9 protein-coding genes are annotated in these 22,018 nt (G+C 59.9%); 6 read left to right on the forward strand and 3 right to left on the reverse strand.

Going from position 1 to position 22,018, the window contains the following annotated elements:
- Positions 1-241: 241 nt before the first annotated feature.
- Positions 242-1,540, reverse strand: a complete 1,299-nt coding sequence (locus ACESMW_RS13320; RefSeq protein ID WP_372987505.1) for a type II toxin-antitoxin system HipA family toxin — start codon at positions 1,538-1,540, stop codon at positions 242-244.
- A gap of 3 nt (positions 1,541-1,543) precedes the next feature.
- Entirely contained in the window at positions 1,544-1,792 is a 249-nt protein-coding gene (locus ACESMW_RS13325; protein ID WP_372987506.1) for a helix-turn-helix domain-containing protein, read from the reverse strand.
- A 439-nt stretch (positions 1,793-2,231) separates the two neighbouring features.
- On the opposite strand from ACESMW_RS13325, the gene ACESMW_RS13330 reads away from it, so the two are divergent.
- Together ACESMW_RS13330 and ACESMW_RS13335 are read left to right on the forward strand one after the other, a co-directional pair.
- The gene (locus tag ACESMW_RS13330) at positions 2,232-2,969 is read left to right on the forward strand and encodes a PEP-CTERM sorting domain-containing protein (protein ID WP_372987507.1); all 738 of its coding nucleotides are present in this window, start codon (positions 2,232-2,234) and stop codon (positions 2,967-2,969) included.
- A 570-nt stretch (positions 2,970-3,539) separates the two neighbouring features.
- Positions 3,540-4,352 carry a hypothetical protein gene (locus tag ACESMW_RS13335; RefSeq protein WP_372987508.1) on the forward strand — a complete coding sequence of 271 codons (813 nt, stop codon included), beginning with the start codon at positions 3,540-3,542 and terminating at the stop codon, positions 4,350-4,352.
- 212 nt (positions 4,353-4,564) lie between these two features.
- On the opposite strand, the gene ACESMW_RS13340 is transcribed toward ACESMW_RS13335, so the two are convergent.
- Complete coding sequence (locus tag ACESMW_RS13340; protein ID WP_372987509.1) at positions 4,565-5,524, reverse strand: response regulator transcription factor; 960 nt, start codon at positions 5,522-5,524, stop codon at positions 4,565-4,567.
- Positions 5,525-5,885: 361 nt separating this feature from the next.
- Here ACESMW_RS13340 and ACESMW_RS13345 point away from each other — a divergent pair, with 361 nt between their 5' ends.
- The 4 genes from ACESMW_RS13345 (at position 5,886) to sbcB (ending at position 21,772) form a co-directional block, all read left to right on the forward strand.
- Positions 5,886-12,323: a Calx-beta domain-containing protein gene (locus ACESMW_RS13345; protein ID WP_372987510.1), complete on the forward strand. Its 6,438-nt coding sequence runs from the start codon at positions 5,886-5,888 to the stop codon at positions 12,321-12,323.
- 12 nt (positions 12,324-12,335) lie between these two features.
- A complete protein-coding gene (locus ACESMW_RS13350; RefSeq protein WP_372987511.1) occupies positions 12,336-15,656 on the forward strand; it encodes a hypothetical protein in 3,321 nt (1,106 codons plus the stop codon).
- Positions 15,653-19,981: an Ig-like domain-containing protein gene (locus ACESMW_RS13355; protein ID WP_372987512.1), complete on the forward strand. Its 4,329-nt coding sequence runs from the start codon at positions 15,653-15,655 to the stop codon at positions 19,979-19,981. Before ACESMW_RS13350 ends, ACESMW_RS13355 begins: the two co-directional genes overlap by 4 nt.
- Before the next feature lie 342 nt (positions 19,982-20,323).
- The gene (gene sbcB, locus ACESMW_RS13360; protein ID WP_372987513.1) at positions 20,324-21,772 is read left to right on the forward strand and encodes an exodeoxyribonuclease I; all 1,449 of its coding nucleotides are present in this window, start codon (positions 20,324-20,326) and stop codon (positions 21,770-21,772) included.
- Positions 21,773-22,018: the final 246 nt, after the last annotated feature.

Consider the following 22,018-nt stretch of genomic DNA (forward strand, 5'->3'; position numbering starts at 1 on the left):
TAATGTCTGGCGACCTGGTGAAGGCTGATCTCATTCTCAAGATAGAGCCGCGCCACCTGTATTTTGAAGGTCTTGCTGTAGGTTCTTTTCATGTAACCCCTCGAAAGTCGGTGTCCAACTTTCGGGGGTCACTTCAAGTTTGGCCTGAAAATGGGGTCAGATGAAGGCTTTCATCAGACCCCTGTGCCGCGGACTGGAATTGGGGTCAGAAGAAGGTTTTCTTCAGACCCCTGTGATTGCCTCAGGCGCCCTCTAGCTTTTTGGCTTGCTTCCTTATTCCTTCGAGAATCGGCCCGCTAACGTGCTCAGGAAAGCCTTGAGGCAGCATTTCCTCGATTTCGGTAACGACTCTGTCTGTCTGAGCGGCGATTTCTTGGATCAGTGCCTTGGCACGGCTGGCGGAGTAGCCGACCTGTTTTGCTGTGCTCAGGAAATGCCTCGGTTGAATGCGGGTCCAATGGTAGTGTTTGTTTTGGCCCCGGACCGCCATGGCCATTCTGGCTCTTTCTGGTGGGAGGCTTCCCTGTGCCATCAGTGGGTAGGCAGATATGACATCGTACAGTGGTGTCATGCGGTAAGCAGAGCCTGGTTCTATGAAAAGGCTGAAGTTCTTGGCATGCCCGTCGATCGCACTCAGTAACCAGAACAGGATCTGTGCTTTGAAGAAGCGCTCGCGATCCAGGTTTGCTTGCTGGGAACCCAGTAACAGGTCCATGCCCTCCCGGATGCCCGGTCCGCCGTCGCTTTCATATTTGATGGCAGGGGCGACACCCAATGCCTGGCAAAAATCCTCCTGGGGAAGCCTTATTAACCAGGAACCATCATCAGACCAACGTCTATCGAAGCGCTCGACAATTAAGACCTTCTGGTCTTCAAATTGGGCCAGTTCCACGTTGGGAACAGGGAGGCCAAATGCTTTAAGGATCTGCAGGCAAAGCCATTCATTCTCGCCGCTTTCCCGAAGGTCGATGTTGCTGTGGTCGAGGAAGCCGATGGGAAGCTTGAAGATGTGACTTGTCGGTGTGCTGCCAACGGGGCGCTGCCATTGGTTGTTGTGCCAGAGTAGGGCTGTTTTCTCTTGTGCTCCTGCCAGGGAAATCCTGAAATTGTGCTCGCCTGTCATTCCGAGTGGGGCGTTCCGATAGCCCTTGAGTAAATTGGCAATGGTTTGGTTATCCAGGGGCTCGGCGGTTACTGCCCTGATATCGGGAACGGATGCGTTTTCAGGAAAAAGCTGAATAGCACCTACACAGTCGCGGCCAATGGTGGACAGTAGGTCGAACGGGTGCCGGGATGGGATTTTGAACCGGGCTTGCATCCGTGCGCGAATGGCGTCGGAGTCTGGCAGGAGGTTGTCGAAAAAATTGTAGACCAGCTCACCCCTGTAGGGTGACCGTGACAAGGGTAGTGAAAGCGAGATGGCGCGTGCGCCGGGCCTGTCTAGCCATTCTGCATTGTACTGGAATTCCATTCCTCCAGAGCGGTCCAGGGTTAGTGCGCCGACATGAAGGCCGTTAAGGGCGACAATAAGCTGCGGCATGATCTACCACTCCTGATCCCAGCCGGATGACTGCTCAGCCGTGCCGCGCTCGGACAGGCTTAACTCGAGGTTAAGGGCGGCCAGTAACTTGAAGAGTGTTTCCAGACGGCTGCTGCACGGATTGTTTTCGAGAGCTGATACCGTGGCCTGTTTGATGCCAACCAGATCGGCTGCAGCTTGTTGGGTCAGACCAAGTTCCTTTCGGGCGTTTTTGAGGGCCTGGGCTAATTGTTCGGGCGAGGTGATTTTCATGGTTATACCCTTTGGAGGATAAGTTTGACGATATACCTTGTGGGGGGTAAGGGCAAGTTTATCCTCTTGTTGGGATGAGGGGTTGAGCTTGGGGTCTGGCTCGGAGTCAGGCGTGAATATGGGGTCTGAAGAACGCTTTCTTCTGACCCCGTCTTGGACTCTGGCTTTGAGTTAGGCCTGAAATTGGGGTCAGAAGAAGGTTTTCTTCAGACCCCTGTGCTATGGACTGAAAATGGGGTCAGATGAAGGTTTTCATCAGACCCCTGTGCCGGTTTCAGCCCCCCTGTGGGAGCGTCGACATATTTAACGGTTGCCGGTCTGGTCGGGGGCTGGGTTGGATGTAAGTTCCTGTCTTGAGCATTATTCCCGGTAACCGGAATGGTTCCTGCCTTTGTACTGCTGCACGTTATTAATTCATAAGGAGTTATGGAGTAACACTATGCAGGGATATGTTCGATTGATGCAGGCTGGTTTGATTGTTCTGGTGGTGGCGTTTTCGGCCAGGGTATTTGCGGTGCCGGTGACTTATGACGGGATTACGTTTCCGGATGGGGATGTGAGCTTTGCCGATGAGGTTCTTGATTATGATCCGTCATACAGCGGCGAGGCTGTGCCGACCGATCCGAATTACATGGATCCTACGGAAGCGCTGGGAGCTCCGGATTACAGCGCACCCTATGGGTCTGTCTCACTAGGCAGTGGCGGTTTGATTGAGCTTGCGTTTACCGATAATGCGCTCACCAACAGCGGCGACGATGCCTATGACCTTCACATCTTCGAGGTAGGCCCGGATATCGAAGATACCTTTGTGGCGATCCGCCCGACGTTGGATACCCTGGACCTCTTGGGGTCAGGTTACGACAGCAATGGTGACGGGTTCTTCGAGGTTGGGTCCGTGACCGGTTCGACGTCTTCCCTTGATATCGACGCCATCTTCAGTGGCTTTACTGCCGGCTCGCTGCTGTTCGATGCGGTGCAACTGATTGATGACCCGGACAAGGATGGGCAAGGTGGCGGCACTGTCGGAGCCGATATCGATGCCGTGGGTGCAATTTATTCGGCGCCTCCGGAGCCTGAGAAACCGCCGGTGGCCAGCGTGCCTGAGCCTGGTACGATCGGGTTGCTGTCAATCGGGTTGTTGGCTTTGGGGTTGGCTCGGCGCCGGAACCCGGGCTGAGTGGTTTGCACCTGGGGTCAGAAGAAAGCCTTCTTCTGACCCCTTTTTGGAGTCTGGCTCTGAGTTTGGCTTGAACATGGGGTCTGAAGAACACTTTCTTCTGACCCCGTCTTGGAACTTGGCTCTGAGTTTGGCCTGAAGTTGGGGTCAGAAGAAGGTTTTCTTCAGACCCCTGTGCCAGGGCCCTGGCTTGGAGTTCGGCCTGAAATTGGGGTCAGATGAAGGTTTTCATCAGACCCCTGTGCCGCACCGGCCCCCTGTGCCTGCACCAGACCCCTGCCACTTCCTTCCTTTGATTGTGAATAACCGCACACCAGTGGCTACAGCTTCTCGGCTATAGTGCTTCCGTGGCTGATCAAAAAGAACACAAAGTGGCCGCCTGCGATCGCTGGTAAAAAGAAGAATAAGCGGCGGTGGCAGTGGAGTCGGGCGTCGAAACTGGCTCTTGAATCAACAATCGAGATACGACCTATGAAACAGCGAGCGTATGGATACGCTGCCCTTGCCGTGTTCTGCCTGGGTGTGGCGCCCGTTGCCTATGCAGAGCTTGAGCCTATTTCCGAGGAAAGGATGGGTGAGGTTGCAGGGCAGGCTTTTATGAACATTGAGAACCTTCCGGTGGGCACCACCGCCTCCGGGCATGAGTTCACCCGGATGACCCTGAATATGGATATTGAGACCAGGGTCAATATTGATGATGTCGTAGTGGGCCAGGTTGATGGTGGGGCGGATTTTGCTGCCAGCCACGTGGCGCTGGGGCACATTGCCCGCGAAGGTGATGGTGCTCAGTATGACGGTGTGACCTACGCGGCGGGTGAGGCCGTTCCTTTCGAAGCGTATGACCCTTATATCGAGCTTGCCGTGGATCCGGATGAGGTGAATCCGGATAACTCGATTGGTCGGCTGTCTGGCTTTCGGATGGGGTTCAAGCAGGCTCGGGGGTCTGTTTCCTCAAACACCACCTCCTTCAGTGGCGATATTGGTCTGATGATCAATGACTCTTCGGGAACCCCACAGCAGGCGACCCTGTTCGGGTCAGATAATCTCGAAACCTCAAAGCGCGCAACGCAGATTGGTATCGCTGACGGAAATGGTGCCTGTGTGCCCGGCGAAACATGCGCTGCTTTATCCCAATTGCGTTCGCTGATTGTCGGTGCTGATGATGGCTCCGGTGGAACCGGCTTTACCGATGACTTCTTTATCGGTTTCCAGCGGGAAGGGGTGGAATGGCAGAGTCCCGACGGGGCGAATGTGATTCAGGCCGGGCAGGGGGTGTTTATTAACCTGCCTACCAACATGACGGTGGATATGGGTACGTTGACGGGGGCTGGGGTGCCTCGGTTGCGGACGCATCAGGCGGATTTGGGTGAGAGTTTGTTCTAGGAGTGGTTGCACGTGGGGTCTGAAGAAAGCTTTCTTCTGACCCCTTTTTGGAATCTGGCTCTGAGTTAGACCTGAAGTTGGGGTCAGATGAAGGCTTTCATCAGACCCCTGAGTTAGAATCTGGCTCGGAGTTAGATCTGAAGTTGGGGTCAGAAGAACGAGTTCTTCAGACCCCTGAGTTATCCAGGCCCCTGGGTTGCATCTGACTTCTGCTAGCTTCTGCTGGTGGCGTTTTGCCAGTGGAGGCAGAGGGCGGCTTTGTCGTTGACGTCCAGTTTGCGGTAGACGAGGGCGAGCAGGTTGCGGACGGTGGCCGGGGAGATTGAGAGTTCGCGGGCTACTTCTTTGTGGCTGTGGCCTTGAGCGTAAAGGCTGGCGACTTCGGTTTCGCGAGGGGTCAGGCAGTCGATCTGGGTGACGGGTTTGGCTTTGACAAGCCAGCAGTGCTTGACCGGCTTGGCAGAGAGCCGGAAACCATTCCCTTGCCAACTTCCACTCTGGTGGAAGCTCCGCATGATTTCTTCCGGAATTTTTTGCTGTTGTGACCAGAGTTCGCGCATGACGGCGGGCAGGTTGCCGCGTGTCGCCTTGACCACGCCACAGTTGTCTATCCAGGCCATTCCTGCCTCGCTGTCGTCCAGTGAACTCAGGAAGTTATCCCGGTTCATCTGAAGAGTCTGGGCGAGGTGTGGCATCAGCAACTCTTTGAGTTGTCTCTCCCTGCCGTCGAAAGCCGGCGAATCCGTGTGTCGGCACAGGCCGACAAAACTCACATAGTCGTCGAGGGGCTCGGCGACGATGGTGGCAAGCATGTGATTGATGCCAAAACGTCGCCAATGCTCGTTGAAGACGGTGGTACGCCGGTAGTCCGCTACATCCTCAAAGCTGAAGGTCGTGCTCAGGCGATGCAGGGTGAGGTCGCAGAATTGATCGAGATGGCGGAAATTCTTCCAGTCTTCGATGAGGGCGTTTTCTTCATTGAGGACATTTAGCTCAGTGACTTGACGATCACTGGCCCAACCGCCTCCCCAGGCAGCGGCATCAAAGTGAAGGCACTCTCGGAGGCGTGAGAGAGCCTGGGGCTGAAACTGATCGGGGCTGGCTTCCGATGCCTGCTGATAAAGGTCGAGTAGCAGGTCGCTTAAACTGCGCACTGTAAATGCCATGGGCATTAATTAGGTTTATGAAATGATTTTTTATTAACCTTCGCACAGTCGCCTGGGGTGATCAAGTTGTGTTCCGCGGGTTACTTCCTGGGCCAATTGTTGCCTGGGTGCCAACCCGGTTTAGTGCATTTGTACTACAGATTCCTGCGTGTACGGAACGTAATGTTCAGACCGGAAAGGTTAAATTTCCGTAGGTTGGACGCTGCAATGGCGTCTCATCTTCGCGGCAAAGGGTAGTTGTCGGCCGCGAATTCATAGCATCAAAAGCATAAGGACATGGCAGCGGTTTTCCGGAAGCAGTGCCTGCGGCACTGGGGAGAATGGCCGGGGACAGGCTGTACGTCTGAAACAGGGAGTTGTTGACCCCATGCGCTTTCAATCAAGCCTTGTCGTTCTTTGTCTTGCCGTTCTGGCTGGCTGCAGTGATGGTGGTGGTTCTCCCACGACCATCTCCGGTGTGGTCCAGAAAGGTCTGTTCACCCGCCTCGACGTTCAGGCTATTCCTGTCGATTCCGTGACCGGAGAACGCGGCGACCCGATCGAGGGCACTGTGAGTGGTCAGGAGTACTCCATTGAGGTGCCTGCAGACCAGAACTACATCGTGGAGGCGACCGGGGCATTCCAGAGCGAGACCACCGGCGAGACCGTGATGGTGGAAGACCCCCTCCGGGCTGCGGTGAGCACCGATGGCGGAAGCGCCGAGACGAACGTGAACGTGGCGACGCATTTGGTTGCAGAGCGTGTGACGTCCGGTCTCGGTGACGGTTCGGGGGATTTCCAGTCCCGTCTGGACGAGGAAAACGAATTCGTTTCCACGGTTCTGGGTATGCCTCCTCAAACCGACCTCTCCAGCTTGCGCATTGACCAGATCGCGCCGGGCGCGACGCCGGAAGACCCCAATCTGAGCCTGCTGCTGTTGTCGGCCAGTGTGACCCAGGCCCTGGATGTGAATGATCTTTATGCCGGCGGCTTTGGTGACCTGTCACAGCGCTTTGCGTTGGCCGGCGATATCCGCGAGGGGGCGGTTGCTCTGGGTGATCTGAACGGCGTAAACGCGGCCGGGCTTTTCGACCGGGCCCGTGAAAACAGCGGTCTCAATCTTCCGGATGTTGATCTATCCAGTTCTCCGGTTTGGGACTGTGGTGTCGGCGGATGCGACTGGTTGCCGACCATAGGGCCAACGGTTTCGGTCAGCTCAAGGCTTCTCTATGAGGCTGAAGGGCAGGCCGAAATCACGGTTCGACTGGGTCAGACGTCCGGCAGCCCGGTCGACGTTCGTGTCTTTTCCCGGGCGGTTACGGCAACCGACGGCGAGGATTTTGTCGGCATCGACCGGAGCATCCGGATCCCGGCTGGCGACTTCAGCGCCAGTGTTCGTATACCGGTGGTCGTGGATTCGGCCACCGAACCGGACGAAACCTTCACCGTGAATGTTGCCTCGCAGACGGCGGGTTACAGCGTTGCAGATGATGGTGCCGCCGAGGTCATTGTGAAAAACGGGGCTCCTGCCGTGCCCGGGGCGGACGCCTCCACGGGGCTGGTACTGGAGACCCTGTGCGTCAGTGACCTGGGAGCCCCGGCGGAGTTGAGTTCTTCGGTTTGCTCCCGGCTGCCGGCCATGGGCGGTTTGGGGAAAAGCGGTGTCGATGCCGCCGCAGTGAAACTGGATCTGGCCGCGGACTGTGCTTCAATCGGTCGGTGCCCTGCGTCTGACGACTGGTTGGTGAATCTTTATTTGGTGGCTTCCGACGGCAACGGCGCGGATCGGGCGGAAGTGGCGCTCGGGCAGTATTTCTACCCGGAAACCTCGGTACAGCGGGTGGGCGAGAATCCGGACAGCCGTCTGTTCGTGCTGGCCCTCAACGCGCCGGAGGCCCGGGCCCTGGGCCGGGATGCCCTGAACCAGGGGTGGGAGCTTCGGCTGGAAACCCGATTGGGGGCCACCGAACTGCTGGGTCAGCAACCCATACCGGACCTCGTACCCGTGCCGGACACGCTTGAGGCGGGAGGCCGGACCGTGACGATCGGGGATAACGCTGTTGTCGCGCCGGGCAGTACGGCGGGGTGTGTGCCGGGTGAATACGCGCTTACTGCGGATTTCGGGCTGGATGGCACAGGCACAGCCAATGACACAATCTGCGTGGCAGTGGGGGGGAGTTCAGACGCCTCCATCTCGGCAACCCTGGGTGTCAACAGCAGTCTGGATCTGTTCGGTGCACAACTCGAGCTGCCACCTGGTCATGTGATGCTGGTGAGCAGCCGGACCGGGCATCCCCTGCCATTCGGCTTGCCGACACTGACGGTTGCCGGCCCGACAGATCCTGAGGGCACACCGCTGGATAACCGGGTCTGGCTCCATGCCGAGGGTTTGCCGTTCATGTTCCGTCTGAGTGGCGGAAGGCTGACGAACGCAGGCGTCGAGATTGACTACGACGCCATGCGTTACGTGCAGAATCCCGGTTACTCCCCGGAAGACTCCCGCAGTGCCGGAAACCTGAAGAGTAACGACATTGCCTATCAGGGTGTGTCGGGCCAGAGCGGCACGCTTCAGTTGCCCACCGAGGGTCTCTCCGGCCAGGTCACCGTCATGCCGGGCAACGGCTCTCAGGCGTTTCCCGGGGGTGAGCTTGCCTGGCAAGGCTTTACGCAGACCATAACCGGGGGTGAGATTCAGTCCGGCGCCACTGTGGCCACCGATTTCGGGCTGGTGCAGAGCGGGCAGTGCCGGCTGGCGGGTTGTGAGGCCGAAGAGACCACAACTTACCAGGTCAGTGGCCCCAATATGGTGCTCGATGGTACCGGCGCCTGGCTGGGGGATGCCGCGACCGCCTCAGCGGTGACGCCGCGCTGGGGCGCGCAGGGTAACGGCAACTTTGCCTTCAGCCGCCCCGATGACTTGCCGGTGGGGGGCGAGGTAAAGCTGGCTCTGCCCGGTTACCGCCTCCCCGCGTTCGATGGCGGGCGGGTCAGTGATTATCTGGTGGCTCACGTTCAGGCAGGCGCTCAGGGCAGCAACCATACGCTGCACCCGCGCGGCAGTCTCTCCGCCCGTGATGGTGACTATTTTCCGACCGGCCTCTCCCTCGGCCCCGAACAGTATTACGGCGGCGACCAGGCGCCGGTTGTCGGTGATGGCACAGACCTGACCGGCCTGTCTCTGGCCATCGACAACCAGGTCGACCAGTTTGATCTCCCCGGCGCGGCCGCGACCAAATACGCTATCCGTCCCGGAGGCATCACTGGTGTATTCAATGTGGACAGCAGTGCGCTCGGTAGCCCGCTGTCGTTCTACGGTTATAACCTCGATCTTGACCGTTTCGCCGTCCGTCTCGCGGATAACGAGATGGATCCGCTGACGTGGATCGATGGTCGCATCGAGCTCGCGGGGGATGCCGGCTTCCGGGTGCATTTCAAAAACCTGGCGATGGATTGCAGCGGCCGCTTCGGCAAGGCCAATGTGGTCTATGAGTCGTGCGATGGCCTCGATAATAACGGTAACGGCTTCGATGATGAGAACTGCAACCTGCGCCTGAGCTCCTGGCGTGCCGATTCCGAGATATTCGCCATGGGCTTCACGGGCAGTCAGGGCGAGGCCGGGCAGGCCTGTTCTGCCGGCAATCAGCTGCTGACACTGGATCACCAGGTGGACATGAAGTCGCTGGACCGCCCGGTGGGGCTGCAGGCGACCTGGAATACCCTGGGTAACCTGGAGCACCAGGAACTGAACCTCCAGGACAGCTATCGGCTGGATCAGGAACAGGGTGTGACGCCAGGCTTCCCGGTGGCGGCAACCCGGGGTGAGTTTGTCGTCCGGACAGTCGGTTCTTCGCCTTACGGTGCCCTGGCCCTGGATGGCACCCAGGTGGGAGTGCCTTTCTGGAATGCGTTAACGCCGGACATCCGGCTGGCCAATGAGCTCAATGGCCAGAATCCGGTCGCGGCACCGGCCGTTCTGGCGCCGGCGGGACGCCTCGCCAGCCTGGACCCGAACCAGGACAACGAAACCCTGCAGCAGGCGGTGATCGATGATGCCGGCCTGGAGTCCGACGGTCTGGACCTTCCGGCGATCTATCAGTGGGGCAATACCGGCTTTCAGTTCACGCTGCCTGTGTACTATGCCCCAACCCAGATCAGCGGTGAGGATCAAAGCCGCTTCATCGGTCGGCGCCAGGAGGCGGACCTGTTCGTTCTCAATGCCGGCGCGGGCATCAATTACATCGATCCGGTTCGTACCCGGCTGAGTTTCGGTGCCAGTGCGGACATCGAGAAACTGAAGAACATCAACTTCCAGGTGGATCTGAATGATCCAGACAACCTGGCCCGGGTGGATGCGGTACTGACGAAAGCGGGTGTCGTGCCCCGGCCGGTTCTCGAGCCGGCGTTCAGTCAGTTGAACCAAAAAGTTGCATTGGTGAACGATTTCGCCAGCCAGGGACTGGAAGATGCGATGCGAACAGGCCTCGAGGACAGTCTGGCCCGGGCGGGGAATGCGCTTCCCCGGGACCCGTTTGTAGAGGTGAGCAAAGCACTCGGCCAGATCAAGAGTCTGCCGCAGCAAGTCACCTCTGTGCTGGATACCCAGGTCAGGGATCGCGTCAACGGCGTTTTCGGTAATGCCGAGACGTTGCTGAGAAGCGAACTGGAAAACCTCGAATCTGAACTGTCGGCTCTGCCGGCGGGCGCTTCCGACATCGATCCACTGCTCCAGGATCAGGTCGCGGCGGTCCGCGGTCTTGTCGAACCGGTCTATAACCAGGCCCGGGCGCTTCGTGACGGACTCGATGCGCCGATGGAGCAGGGGCGCCGGTTGGCGGATCAGGCCAGCGCTGCGATCAGTGAACTGCAGTCGGTAACGACCGAGGTCCGGCAGACCATCCAGGAAACCGTTGCCTTTACCGAATCGGCCTGTGAAGACGGCGATCTGGTGGGACGGGCCGCCAACGGGTTGCTCGATGAGGCCAAGGTGAATCTGAACACGGTACGCGATCTGCTGACCCAGGTGCAGGGCAGTCAACTGTTGCTGCCGTTGTTCGACCTCGCCGCCAATGATCCGGCGGTCCGGCGCCGGTTGAGTGCCGCCGAGACGGAGCTTCGGACCCGGGCCGAAGAGCTGACCGGCTATCTGGACACGGCGGAGCAGGAGGTGCTGGCCGCGGTCTGCAACAGTGGCGACACCCAGACAGTGATGGCACGGGTTGATGAAGTGCTTGGTGCGATTGAGGAAGACGCCCGGCAGCTTACCGGTGGCATCGACACCATCAAGAATGAGCTGGCCCGGATTGAAGATCTGAAAACGTCACTGGACGAGGATGTGGTTCAGCCCCTGGCGGCTGTCAATCAATCCCTGGATAACCTCAGCGCCAAGCTGCAATCCGGATTGGCGGATAACGAGACCGGCGACACAGTGATTACCTTACTGGATAGCGCAATGCGCTCGGCGACGGATGGCAGAGTCCAGTCGCTGGTCGATACCGCCAATCCGGACACCAAGGTTGATCTGGTCGGCTTTGTGTTCGCCACCACCCGCAACCAGCTGAACACCACCTATGGCGACCTGCGCTCAACGCTCGTGGCTGAACTGGAGAGCCGTCTGCCGGGCGCTTACTTCACACCGCAGCAACTGCGGCAGCTGCTGGTAGGCCAGCTCATGTCCAGCGGTCCTGTGGCATCGCTGCGCCGGACCATGAACGAGCATGTCAGTGAAATTCAGCGCCAGGTCAATGAGTTGGCGCTTGGGTTGACGGACCAGATCAACCTTAGTGTCAAGAACGCCCTGGCCAGCGTCGAGTCGGACGTCAATGACGCGCTGGATGCGGCGACGGCCCAGGTTCGTGACATACCGCTGCAATCGGCCGGGCTGGACGGTTATGGCGTCATTGCCGGGGATCAGCTGGAACGGGCCCATATCGGGGCTAAATGGTCCATGGAGCCCGCCAGGGAGGGGGGCGACCCGCAGACCTTCAATGCCGCACTGGACGCGGTCAGCTGGAGTGCCAACAACAAGGCCGATGGCTGTGAGGTACCCAGCGCCGACAGCCGACTCGACGTCACCATCTCCGCAGGGAATATTCCGGCCCGGCTGGCCTCCGCGCAGCTGACGCTGAAAAAAGTGTCTCTGGGCTTCACGCTGGCGCCGGGGGCCGATTACTTCCTGGCCCCCCGGGGTGTTTACGGTGGCCTGAATGCCCTCGGGGACATCGGTTTCCAGCAGTTTGTCATCTATGACCCCGGTTTTGTGGCCGGCGTCGGCGACAAGGAAACCTACATCGGTGCCCGTGCCGGGGCGGTATTCAGCGAGATCCAGGCGGAAGTGGCCTTCCTGGCTGGCCGGACGTGCAACCAGGATGTGCTGGTCGATCTGGATCCGGAAGTTGCCCAGTTCATTCCACTGCCGCCGTCCGGCTTTTTCGGGGCTTATGCCCGGGGCGCCGCGAGCATTCCCATCATTGCCGGCGGATGTCCGCTGACGGTCGGTGCGGCCGCGGATTTCGGCGCCTGGGCGCTGGCGGGACCACCGGCCACGCTGGGCGGTCTGGTCGGCGGCGGTGCCTATGGTCGGGTCGCTTGTGTCGGGGCCTTGCGGGGTCAGGTCAAGGCGCTTGGCCAGGTGGATTCCGACGGCAACATGACCTTTATGGGTGAGGGCTTCGGCGCGGCAGGGGTTGGCTCCTGTGAGCCGCAGACCTGGACCTCCCGCAGTCGCAGTCGCGATGACAGCTGGTGTGCCACCGGTGATGCCCTGTTCCGGGCAGGCTATGACAACGGCTGGAGTATTTACGATCTTTCCGCAGGCGCGGTGTTCTAAGGAGTCTTGTATATGGATGTATTCAGCAGCCCCGTGGCAACCGGTAACACCGGCAACACCGCCTGGTTCATGCTGTGGGCCGTGCTTCTTTGCGCGCTTGTGTCCGGCACGGCCGAGGCGCGGGATGGCCAGTTCTATTTCGTGGCCCGCCCGGCGCCGGACAGCTCACTGACCCTTCCTCCCGCGGCCACCCAGGGCGTGTATCTGCGTTGGGACACCCTGGAAGGTCAGTTACCTGATGATGTTGCGGAGCTGCGCTTGCTCCGTAGCCAGAACGGCGGCTCGGCGACCGAATTGCTGAGGGTCGCTGCCGGCGCGGTGATGAGTGAGGGCGAGATTGCCTTGCTTTACCGCGGTGAGGAAAACCGGCGGCGGCTGCTCGAGACCGTGGCCCGACTGAGTGAATATGCCACGTCAGAGGGGCGCAGTTTCAGCACCGGCGCGTTTGCTTCCGAACTGCAATACCGGCTCCAGAATGACCGGTTGTGGGCGTATTTTGCCTCCCGGGCCGACTTCAATGTGGCCAGGGCGCGTTACCGTGCTGTGCTGGACTATCCGGGCAACGGCATATTCACTTACGAGCTGCAGGCCATCAACGACCTTGGCGATACAGCCCGGCTCGGCAAGGTCGAGGTGGACACCACCGCTTCCCGGAGCGTATTGCCTCCGAGGGATTTCCGTCAGGTTCATCAGGCCCGCTGCGACGCACCGGAGTACGCCCGGGATCACCACACGGTCTCGTTGCAATGGAAAACCCCCGGTGCGAAGACCGACAGTCTCAATGCCAATATCACCGATCAGATGGCATCCCAGGTGCTGATCAGTGGCTACGACCTGTACCGGACCACGGATAACGTGGCACAGGTTGCCGACCGGAATATTGCCGCCGAAGCGCGGACCGCAGCCTTCAATGGTTCCGGGGAGCTGGAGCTCGACGGCCTGGAAAAGGTCAACGATGTCTTGCTGACCGTGACGCCCGATAACGCCGACGAGCCGGAATGGATGGAAACCGTGGACCAGCTCAAGCGTGCGGGTCTCGAGCCGGGCGACTCCCGAGGCTACTACCTGGTACCGAGGGACTTTACCGGCAACTATGGCCCGACGCGCAAGACCCTGGTGACCGTGCCGGATCTGCGCCGGCCGCCCCAGCCCTGGGAAGTTCGCCGTTTCGTCGATCAGGGTAAGGACGATGTGGCGATCGGCTTCGATGCGGTGGATCTGGACAATTACCTTGCCGCCTTTGGTGACAGCCGCAAGATCTGCAACCTGTCAGAAGCGCCTGCGAGCGGGGTCATTGAATATGTGGGGCCGGAGCAGGATTGCCAGACGGATACCCGGCGGGCCCTGAAGCTGGATGTCCAGGATTACCGGGTTTACCGCTTTGACAGCTTCCGCACCGCGAGCAGGTTCCGTGACAGCGACGGCGATGGGGTGTCTGACAGCGATGAACGCGAGGCCGGATCCCAGTGCAACGCTGACAGCGCGCCCACCGACAAAACCAATTACCTGCTGGGTGACGAGGATGGCGTGTCGCTGCAGTCGGTGACCTTGCCAGCCTCGGGCCGCACACGAATGCGGTTCCGGGACACTGCGCCGGCCGTCGCCAAAGGCAAGGTGCATTGGTACCGCTTTGCGGCCGTCTCGGCCAATGGTCAGCCGAGCCTGCTCACGCCGCCGGAGCGGGCGCTGTTTCCCGATCGGGATCTGCCGGCCAAACCCGCTGTGTCGGTCTCTCGAACCGATGATGTGCTGTCGGGCTGCAGCCTGTCGCTACAGGATGAGCCGGAGTGGTCCTTCCAGGACAATGTGGGCCGTTACAACGATCTTGCCCTGAATTGCGGGGACGCAACTGTCGTTGTGCCCACCAGTGGTCTTACAGATCCGGACAGCAAAGCCTGCGCCAGCGTAAGGAGCAGCTGTGAGAAGGTGCTGGGCCGTACCCTGACGTATTCGCCTTCAGCCGGCGCTGGCGAGTTCACCTGCACCGTGGATGTGCCGGATAGCGCCAATCTCTGCAACCTCGACGAACTTTCCCTGAATCCGGAGTACGCCGAGGGTCAGGTGCCAGTCCGGGAGGCGGGCGGTCTGGTTACCGGACAGGTCCTGGTGTCGGTGACGACGGACGAGCCGGACACCTGTGTGTCGCTTTACCAGACCCTGGACGGCGAACCCAGCCGGGTTGCCACCAGCTGCGGCAGCGTGGATCCGGGGTCACTGGAGTACGTGGGTGAGCGTGGCATGTTCTGCGGTTATGCGGTGGCTCAGGATGGCAACAATAACGTGTCGGTGCCCGAGGTCCTTCCATGCACACTGGTGCGCCCTGAAGCTTCCGTGGCCAGGGCGCCGGGCACACCGCAACCGGTGGCTCTCAACGTCGGCAGCAGTCAGGCAAACATCAGCTGGCGTTTGCCCGTCGAGCCGGTCGCCTCGGTGCTGGCGGAAGTTCGTCACGAAACCGGAGCCGGAGAGGTTGAGATCGACGTGGTGAGCATTCCCAATGCCGGTCTGGGTAGCGGGGATGTGCAGACTCACCAGATTCCGGTGCCCGCGCTTGTGGGGTCCGAGGATCGCTGGTGCGTGTCTTTACGGTCTGTGTCTCCGGCCGGTGTCGGCCGGGAGGGGAAAGCCTCCGGATGGAGCCAGCCCCGTTGCGTATCCCGAAATGGCAATGGCACCACCAGTGATCCCGGTTTCCTGCCCTGGCCGGAGGTGCCACCCGCCAAACAGGGCGAACCGCTCAATGTGCATTTCGGAACAGAACTGGTCACCGATGGCAGTGGTCGGTTCGGCACAGGGGCGTTTTTCATGTTCTTTGATGTGACTGATATCAGTGGCATGGAGCCCCACTGCTTCATACAGGAGGAAAGCACGGAAACCACCTATGACCAGATTTTCGTGGATGTGGAGTGCAATCTTGAAGGCCTGGTGAAAGCACAGGGCAGAGTGGCGCCGGAGCTGAACATGTTGGTGTACCGCCAGGCCCGGGCCGCGGATGGCACGCTTGGAGACTGGATCCAGGTGTCCCCAGTGATCGAGTACGCCCACTGGGACGACATCACTCCCGAGAATCCCGACCAGGTGAAGCTCGACACCATCGCCCGGCTGAACGATCCCTACATCCAGATGCACAAGGTGTATCCGGAGTTTGATCAGTGGCGCTTCGTCTTCACAGACCGGTACCCCTATCAAACCGGCAATTCCTACCGTTATCAGTCGGTGTACTTCAGCGAGGATGGTCGTATTCAAAAGTGGCGTCAGTCCGGTTGGGTCACCGCTGACACGGAAAGCCTGAGCGACGGACTGGCATCCGGGACAGAGGAGGTTTCCCCATGATCCGCCAAGGACTGCACTTTAAATCGTTGGTAGCCGTGGTGTTACTCGGCTCAATGAATGCCGCGGCGAGTCCGCTGTTTGATGGCAGCAACCCCGAGCTCTGGCTGCTGGACCCGGAAGAGGGGCGGATCACCGGCTACAACCACGGTGCCTGGCTTGAGACGTTCGCGGACGCGAACTATCCGCTGTCTGGTGGCCAGCAGGCGCTGATCAACAATGTGGCCAACAGTTCCCGGCAGATGACGGACGGACAGCCCGCTTTCTCTCTCGCAGGGCTTAACAGTACCGGGTACCAGAGTGACAACCCGGAGGGCACGGAAAAACTGGCGATCAGTCCGGACGACGGTACCTATGACGGAACGATTCCGGTGCATCTGCGCGTGGCAGAGGATCAGGTCGATATCGGGCTGGCGCTGGCGTGGACCGTTCAGGCAGAAGACTCCGGCACAGGGACCGTAACTCAGCGCAGCGAGCGCATCGAGCTGACCGCGGAGGCCCTGGCCAGTATCGGGGCCCAGCGACAGGACGGTTTTGTGCTGGTACCCGAGTATCTGGTCAGAGACCGGAAGTTCACGGTTACCGCTGACATTGTCGATGGCGCCAGCCCGATCGCTACGGCTCAGCGCACCTACACCCTCGTTGCCTCGGATGCGGCCGGGTTCCGCCGGGATTCCGATGGCGACGGCATCCCGGATCTGGTGGAAGCCGAGATCGGTATGGATCCCACCAGCGACGACTGGCTGAGTGATCCGGACGGCGATGGCTGGAGTGACTTTGACCTGTGGTTGCGCGAGGACAGCATCGATCCGGAGACCGGCCTGCCTCTGGACACCGACGGGGACGGTTGGGCCGATTTTGATGAAAGCCTGCGCGGGACCAACCCGGAAGATCTGGTCGAAGCCAATCCTTCCAATCCGGACCAACCCATCGCGCTGGAAGGTAATGAGACGGTCGAGAGCGAATCCTACCGCCAGCGGCTGCTGCGTTATATGGACTTCCCGGCGGCCACACGTCTTTACGAGGTGGAATACCGGATCAGCGGGCAATTGATGCCCCAGCCGGCGCAGACGGATATGAGCTGGAGCAGTCTGAGTGCTGCCAGTCTGGTGGGGCAGCCGTCCTATGACTTGCGTGTGCTGGTCTCGAAGCAGGACCTGGTGGATGCGGGGCTGACCGCCAGTCAGGTCGCGCCCCGGCGTTTGCTGAGCCAGGCGGAAACGGCGCTGGCTGCAGAGACGTTACCTGACATGCGGCTGCCGGCAGGCATGAGCAGTGTCATTGCGGCGGCGCATCGCCATCAGCCAGCATCCGGGGCGGGGTTTGTTCAGGCCTACAAAGGCTGGCTGCCAAGAGCCAACGATGCCAGCCCGGCCGATTTTCTCGCGACTCAGGGTGTCGGCACCTGGACAACGGTCGAGGAATGGAAGCAGAGCTTCATCGCCTACCTTGAGGCGACCCTGGTGGAGAACCGTACCCGGGATTTGAGTATTGCCTCGACGCAGCAGGTGTCGATGCTGGGCGCGGCACTGGGCCAGGAGGCCAGATTGCGGGAACAGTCCAGCTGGCTACTGCTTGGACAAGCCGAAAAGGCGCCGCCGGCAGATCTGGTTGTTCAGACGGAGGCTGCACTTGCTACGCTGGCGCAAAAAGTTGCCAATGAGCCGGGCGCTGGCCGCAACTTCGATGCCATTGCCCGAGATTACGAGGATCTGAAGGCCCTGGCCGACGGGTTGCAGCCGGTCGCGGACTGGGTGGAGAAACGGTTACTGAATCCGGCCCCGGGAGAGCAAACGGATCAGGCCATCGCCCAAGCCCTGGCCCGGGATTACGATCCGGTGGCATTGGACTGCTATGTAGTCGAGACGAGTGACCCGTGGCCGGAAGGGTGCGAGGCTGTGATCACCGAGGCAGAGCGCCAGCAGATGGAGGCGGAGCAGCAGGCACTGTTGCACCGCTTGCGCCTTTTCTGGTTGCCCGGTGCCCTGACCCGTGTCACCCAGGATCCCTCCCTGACCGATTCCGACGCCGATTCTGACAGGGATGACCGGAATAACCGCCAGGAGCTGCTGGCGGCCCTCGACGCTGTGACGCTGCCCTGGCAGTCGGACTTCGACGGCGACGGCGTTAACGACGGTAATGATAGCTGTCCCCGTGATTCCCTGGATGGCTGCGACGGCCAGCCCCGAGCGCCCGAGCTACTGGTGGAAACCGACGTGGTCGCCGTCGAGGGTGGCCAGGCGCTCATTCTGGTGTCGCTCAGTCGCCCGGTTGACCAGGATGTGAGTCTCGACTTTCAGGCAATGGTTGCTGATGGAGATACCGCAGTCACGGACGATTTCGATCCTGTCAGCGGTAGTCTCACGATTCGGGCCGGCGACCGTGTTTCCCTGATCAGCGTGCCGGTTGCAACGGACTCGCTGACTGAAGATCCGGAGTCTTTCACGGTCGAGGTGACCAATGTGACCGGAGCCGTATTATCGGGCCCGGGCTATGTGTCTGTAACCATTAGCGACTACTCAGGGTCCCCGCCCGTCGCAAGGGTGGCTGACTCGATCCTGTCTGTGGTGGAGCGGGAGACGGTGACGCTGGATGCATCGCCGAGCACAGAACCGGATGGGCAGTCGCTCTCGTACGAGTGGCGGCAGGTTGACAGCTCCGGCGTCAGCGTGGCTCTGAGTGGCGCGAATACTGCTGTGGCGAGCTTTCAGGCGCCGGAAGTGCTTTCGACCCTGGATCTGGGCTTTGAGGTGACCGTGACCGATGCGGAGGGCCTTAGTGATGTGGCCTCGGTTGATGTGACGGTGAATCCGGCCAACGATCCACCCGTGATCCTGTCTGTGCCGACCTATCAGATGGCGTCTGGCGATATTCTGGAAATTCCGGTAGCCGACCTGGTTACGCACCTGGAGGACCCGGAGGGTGATCCGATCTCGCCAGCAGAGAACCAGGCGTTCAACGTCTCTGCCGGCACGCTGGATACCTCTGACTCCGGGTTGATCTACACCAACGTCAGTCGCACCGAGAAACAGCTCTCCCCAGAGGGGATCAAAGCCCGTTGGGTGAATTACGTGTCCGGCGATCAGCTGCTCTACACCGAGGAAGATGATCAGGGCGCGCGTCGGGCTGTGGCGCTGACCGTGTCCACTGGTGGGCGGGATCCCTTGCCCGAGAGCATCGTGCCTTCGTCTGATACGCGCGTGTTCTACAAGGGACCGATGGCCTATATCTGGCAGTCCGGAGGTGGTTTGCTGAGCCAGTGGCGACCCGGGGAAACGCCGGCGACCGTCGAGCACGGTTTGAGCGCCAGCCGGGCACTGGTGAATCAGCTCAGTGGTGATCTGTACACCTGCGATTACTATGGCAGCGGAGCCTGGATGAAAACCGATGCGGACACGCTTGCCATCACCAACACGGATGTACCCTGTGCGGAGGGCTATTACGCCAACGGCGCAGTGGTGGGCTCCGGCTTCTGCGTCAGCATGGGCCCGAATATCAGTTGCAGCGACGCCACCCGCCCGCTGCAGCCCGCCGCATCGCTGGGGACCGGCAGCATCCGGCAGATGCAGTCTGTGGAGGCCGGTGCTTTGGTTTTCGCGAAAGAAGTTGAGGAAAACGGATCAACGTCTCACCGGATTGCTCTTTTGAATCAGGACCTGGTGTTGGAAACCCTGATCCAGTACCCAGGAACCAGCGATACGCCGTTCGGCTGGGAGACCCATCGACTCGACGATGGCTCCTATCTCATCGCGGTAAATTCCGGCCAGCCCGAAGGTTTCGGGACACGCGTCGATCTCTATCGCTGGAGCGGCGTGGCCGGGGATAAACCGGAACTCCTGGCCATCACCGGGGAATCCACGGAATGGTCGGCGGTTGGTGATATTGCAACCGTTGACGGCGAGACCTTCTGGTTGCGCGAGAAAGATGCCAGCACCACGGCTCTTTTCCAGCTTGATCTGACAAACCAGGTTGATAAGGAATTGCTCAACTTCACTGCTGGCTATACGCCACGGGTGCTGCTGCCTCAGAACGGCGCGCTGTACTACATCCAGGGATCGGAGAGCGCGAGCTCCGACTACCCGGTTTGCGATCTCAAGCGCCTCGAATCCGGGGCAGCGGCAACCACGGTTCTCACCGAGGCCGACTGCTACTCGCTGTTGCCGATGGCAGAGAGTCTGGTCTTTACGCGCACGCCCTTTTATACAGGCGAACCGACCTTGCACCGCTTCGAAGAGGATTTCTTCCTCGGAACGGCCACCTTTACCGTTCGCTTTACCGATGGGGTCAACGTGGTTGATTTGCCGGTGGAGGTTGAGGTGACGCCGTAGAGTCTGGCGATGGGCGATCCGCTGTTGCACGAGGGGTCTGAAGAACACTTTCTTCTGACCCCGTTTTGGATTTTGGCGCGGAGCTAGGCCGGAAGTTGGGGTCAGAAGAAGGTTTTCTTCAGACCCCTGAGTTACTGACCCCGTTTTGGAATCTGGCTCTGAGTTAGATCTGAAGTTGGGGTCAGAAGAACGAGTTCTTCAGACCCCTGAGTTAGGGATCGACCTGGAGATCGGCTTTGGCACTGGGGTCTGATGAAAGCTTTCATCTGACCCCTTCGTTTGTCTCGCACCCCTTGTTCGTTCTAAACTCCGGCCATTATTCAAATTACCAGGAGTCTCCCCTTGATCCGTTCGTTCTACTGGCACGATTACGAAACCTTTGGTGTCGATCCGGTGCATGATCGGCCTGCACAGTTTGCCGGGGTTCGGACGGATGCGGATCTGAATATTATTGAGGATCCGCTGGTGATTTACTGCAAGCCGGCGGACGATTACCTGCCTTCTCCGGAAGCCTGCCTGATTACCGGGATTACGCCCCAGAAAGCGGTGGAAGAGGGCTTCCCGGAAGCCGAGTTTATTGCGCAGATCAACGAGGCGTTCAGCCAGCCGGGGACCTGTGTGGTGGGCTACAACAGCCTGCGCTTTGATGATGAGGTGACGCGCCATACGCTCTATCGGAACCTGCGGGATCCCTACGCCCGGGAGTGGCAGAACGGGAATTCCCGCTGGGACATTATTGATATGGTGCGGCTGACTTATGCATTGCGCCCGGAGGGCATCAACTGGCCGAAGAAGGAAGACGGCAGCCCCAGTTTCAAACTGGAGGAGCTGACGGTGGCCAATGGCATTGCCCACGAGAGTGCCCACGACGCCATGTCCGATGTGGAAGCGACCATTGCGGTGGCCAAGCTGATCAAGGAGAAACAGCCCAAGCTATTCGACTTTGTGTTGCAGCACAAGGATAAGCATTCGGCCCGGCAGATGCTCGATACCGGTACCATGAAGCCGGTGTTCCATATCTCCGCCAAGTACCCGGCCAGTCGTGGCTGTTGTGCGATGGTGGCGCCGGTGGCGGAGCATCCTTCCAACAAGAATCTGGTCGTTGTCTATGACCTGCGGGAGGATCCGGACGAGCTGATAGCCGCCACGCCGGAGCAGATTCGTGAGCGGGTGTTTACTTCCCAGGCGGAACTTGGGGAAGGCGTGAGCCGGTTCCCGCTCAAGGGTGTGCAGCTAAACAAGTGTCCGGTGCTGGCGCCCGCGAATATGTTGTCAACGCTATCCGCTGAGAGGCTGGAAGAGCTGGAATTGGATGGCGATGTGCTGCGTGCCAACCTGGCCAAGCTGCGCAAGGCGCCGGATCTGCCGGCTCGCATTGCCCAGGCCTTTGACCAGGATTTTGAGGGCAGTGATCTGACCGATCCGGATGAGCAGCTCTACGCTGGCGGGTTCATCAGCAAGACCGATCGGGAGAAACTCAACTGGCTCCTGAGCCAGCCGGTGGAGACGCTGGGGGAGCAGGAGGTTGGGTTTGAGGATGAGCGGTTGCAGGAGATGCTGTTCCGTTATCGCGCCCGGAATTACCCGAGCACCCTGATCGGTGAAGAGATGGAGCGCTGGGAGCAGTTCCGCTCCGAGCGGCTGATGCATCCGAAGAAGGGTTGGCGCTCGCTGGAGGCCTATGCCCAGGAGCTGCAGCGGCTGGCGGCGGATCCGGGGCTGACGCCGGAGAAGCGGCACGTGCTGGAGGAATTGCATTTTTATGGGGAATCGTTGATTCCTTATGTGTGATGGCGCAAAGGGGGCTGGCTAGGCACTGGGGTCTTAAGCACAGGGGTCTGATGAAAGCCTTCATCTGACCCCAACTTCACGTCAACTCCGGAGGTAGCACGGGGGTCTGAAGAACGCTTTCTTCTGACCCCAACTTCCATCCAACTCCGGGGTAGAGATCTAACTCGGGGTCAGAAGAAGGTTTTCTTCAGACCCCAGTGCCAAGGTCTAAGATGGGGTCAGATGAAGGCTTTCATCAGACCCCTG

Source organism: Marinobacter sp. (assembly GCF_041690455.1).
Taxonomy (GTDB): Bacteria; Pseudomonadota; Gammaproteobacteria; order Pseudomonadales; family Oleiphilaceae; genus Marinobacter.

Coding starts and splice junctions, on each gene's coding strand:
- ACESMW_RS13350 (WP_372987511.1), top strand. CDS start 12,336: ATGGATGTATTCAGCAGCCCCGTGGCAACCGGTAACACCGGCAACACC.
- ACESMW_RS13345 (WP_372987510.1), top strand. CDS start 5,886: ATGCGCTTTCAATCAAGCCTTGTCGTTCTTTGTCTTGCCGTTCTGGCT.
- ACESMW_RS13335 (WP_372987508.1), top strand. CDS start 3,540: ATGGGTGAGGTTGCAGGGCAGGCTTTTATGAACATTGAGAACCTTCCG.
- ACESMW_RS13340 (WP_372987509.1), bottom strand. CDS start 5,524: ATGCCCATGGCATTTACAGTGCGCAGTTTAAGCGACCTGCTACTCGAC.
- ACESMW_RS13330 (WP_372987507.1), top strand. CDS start 2,232: ATGCAGGGATATGTTCGATTGATGCAGGCTGGTTTGATTGTTCTGGTG.
- ACESMW_RS13355 (WP_372987512.1), top strand. CDS start 15,653: ATGATCCGCCAAGGACTGCACTTTAAATCGTTGGTAGCCGTGGTGTTA.
- ACESMW_RS13325 (WP_372987506.1), bottom strand. CDS start 1,792: ATGAAAATCACCTCGCCCGAACAATTAGCCCAGGCCCTCAAAAACGCC.
- ACESMW_RS13320 (WP_372987505.1), bottom strand. CDS start 1,540: ATGCCGCAGCTTATTGTCGCCCTTAACGGCCTTCATGTCGGCGCACTA.